The following is a 2,735-nucleotide window of genomic DNA, read 5'->3' as shown; positions in this document are numbered from 1 at the left end:
GTTAGGGTCGAGAGAAGATATTACTATCCTCTCCCTCCCATTCGGAACCGTGCTTGCCACTTTCATGGCACACGGCTACTCGGGTGTCCTCTTGTCATTTAAGGGCTTTCCCTTCTTTCCGACTTGTTTGAGGTTTCTTTTCCTGAAGATACGAGTTCCAGGTTATGTTTCCTGATTAATTCCAAGTCGGTCTTAGTTTTAACATCGTGGCAATGCCGATGCAATAGTTGAAGATTTTTGTACTCACCCTTACCTCCAATGGCTCTGGGGATGATGTGGTCAACTTCCATTACATCTTCATTTCTGAAAATAAATTCGCAATGAGGGCATTTCCCTTTTTGCCATTTCAGTAGTTTTGATACCCTATTCGGCAAATCAGGATTTTTCCCCATTCTTGAACTCCAATAAATTAGGTCGCCATCGTAAGGGCTTTTATCACCTTTAACTTTCACATAGTCGGTGCTGCTACACTCAAATTCACTATGCTTTAGTAACCGAAGGGGGTTCGCTCCCTCTTCTATGGTTGAGAATACCCAGTTATCACCGCCAGTGGAGTGCCAATACAGTCGATGTCCTGCATTGATGTTTCCACAACGGCGTTTTGCCCAGCGTCGAAGTTTCAGGTATGTAAGGTGATCTTGTTTATAGAGTTCTCCAACGGTTTTAGCGTCAGAGTTTGTATAGAAAGAAGTCCATCCCCTTATTACAGGGTTTAAGTCTCTAATTAACGCCGACTGTGGCGATGACTTATGTTTTTTGATGATTCTTCCGATCTCCTCTTGGTGAGCCTTACTTGACTTCTTATTTGGGGTAATGAGTGTGTTAAAACCTAATATCTCACCGTGCGTATTTAAACTGCTTCGGTGTTTTCCGACAGGGTATTGTTGGATGTGATGACCTAAAAAGTCAAAACCAGCTTTACCATCCTCACTTAATTCATCCTTGAAGGTGTGAGTTAGCCTCGTTTTTTCAGGTTTTAATTCTAAACCTATGCCATCTAACCATTCCGAGATTATCTCTCGGCATCTTTGGACTACGGCTTTTTCTTCACATAGAACCACAAAATCATCGGCATATCGAATTATGTTCGGGCTGCCTACTCGTTTTCCAAATTTGGAAGTTGACTTTCTTATGTAGTTTCCTTTATCGGTTGGAAACTCTTTTCCTATGCGTTGCTCCAAACCGTGAAGGGCAATATTCGCTAGTAGCGGAGAAATGACCCCACCCTGTGGCGTACCCTCAGATGTAGCAGTGAATACTCCATCGTCAATTACTCCAGATTTTAGCCAGGATTTTACTTGCTTCCTGACTTTGCCTTTTATATTCAACTTTTGGAGTAGTTCATAATGGTTGATGCGATCAAAACACTTGGCTATGTCTGCATCTAATACAAACTTCGCTTTATGTTGAATACAGGCTTTAATTTGCCAAATCGCATCGTGGCATGACCTGCCCGGTCTAAAACCATAGCTGTTTGGCTCGAAAATAGCCTCCCATTCCGGCTCAAGTGCGGATTTTACTACGGCTTGTAAAGCTCTGTCATACATTACAGGTATTCCCAGAGGGCGTTTTTCATTACTTCCTGGTTTTGGTATCCAAACTCTTCTCGTTGGTTTGGATTTTCCAGTTAGTTTTAATTCCCTTGCCAGTTCTAGACGAGCTGCTGGGGATAGGCTTTTTAGCCCGTCCACTCCTGCTGTCTTTTTTCCCTGGTTGTCCTGAGTTACTCTTCTTACTGACAAAATCCTATTAGACCAAGACCTCATCAGCGTCTTTTGAAGTTTACGAACTTTCTTGACATCTCCACAACGGGAAGCAGCGAAAATGCGTTTTTGCAACTTGAAAACATATCTTTCGGCTTTGCGCCAATCGATAGCTTTCCATCCCTCTGTATTTGTTGCCAAATCAGAATTAGGTTTGTCCATTACTACTTACACCTTCTCACTTAATCACCTTCGCGGTTTACGTCTGCATATCCTGGGCATTACCCCATCCCTTTTTCGGCATTACCTGTTATTTTCAGGTTAGGCATTAGCTTCTTAAACCATCCCAACCTCTTGCAGCTTGTAGCTTGACAACCTACCTCAACAATCGATTTGATGAGGAGCATACAAAAGGGTTATTTCGTTCCTACTATCCATTGATTAAATCCGTTAGGGTTTGTCTCTTCGCCGGGGTTCTAGGTGGTGCGCTATCTCGGTTAAGCAATCCAGATAGTCCTTACCCTTGCCAGATATTCCTGACCCAGAAGTTCAGATTTCTCTGATTAGCTTATATCCTCTGGTAATAATTTACGACGATTGTATTGACAATTCGTTAGCTTGCGCTTCTGCCCCACGACTTCATTACTTACGTAATGATTCGGCTATAGGATTTTTGCTTGCGGTGTCGGTATTCAGCTATCCCGATTTTCCGCTTTCACCCCCGCTTTACATGAAGTTTGTCAGTTCTCATGTAGGGGAAACCAGATTTAACTTTGGTTCCTTGTGTGCTTTCAATCACGCACCATGATGTCAGGACTTGGTTTATTTTGGATTTAGGTCATGATGTTGGTATAATCATCTTTTCCGTTTTCCCCTAGTTGTCTTAGCTCGATGCTCGACTAGGTTTCCTCACCTGTATGAATAGTAAGTTGTCATCGATGAGGGATTAAAGTGCGAACTCTAACCCTAGAGGGTTTACCTCATCAATGCTAGCCATCCCCCTTTTTCAGGTTTCGGCTAAACGACTCGCAC

General features: G+C 42.9%; 1 protein-coding gene. It reads right to left on the bottom strand.

Going from position 1 to position 2,735, the window contains the following annotated elements; translation table 11 throughout:
* Positions 1–98: 98 nt before the first annotated feature.
* Positions 99–1,925: a group II intron reverse transcriptase/maturase gene (gene ltrA, locus QUB77_RS31450; RefSeq protein ID WP_333180924.1), complete on the bottom strand. Its 1,827-nt coding sequence runs from the start codon at positions 1,923–1,925 to the stop codon at positions 99–101.
* Positions 1,926–2,735: the final 810 nt, after the last annotated feature.

Source organism: Microcoleus sp. AT9b-C3, assembly GCF_036705485.1.
GTDB lineage: Bacteria > Cyanobacteriota > Cyanobacteriia > Cyanobacteriales > Microcoleaceae > Microcoleus.
This window is presented reverse-complemented; position numbering and strand designations above follow the sequence as displayed.

Coding starts and splice junctions, on each gene's coding strand:
- ltrA (WP_333180924.1), bottom strand. CDS start 1,925: ATGGACAAACCTAATTCTGATTTGGCAACAAATACAGAGGGATGGAAA.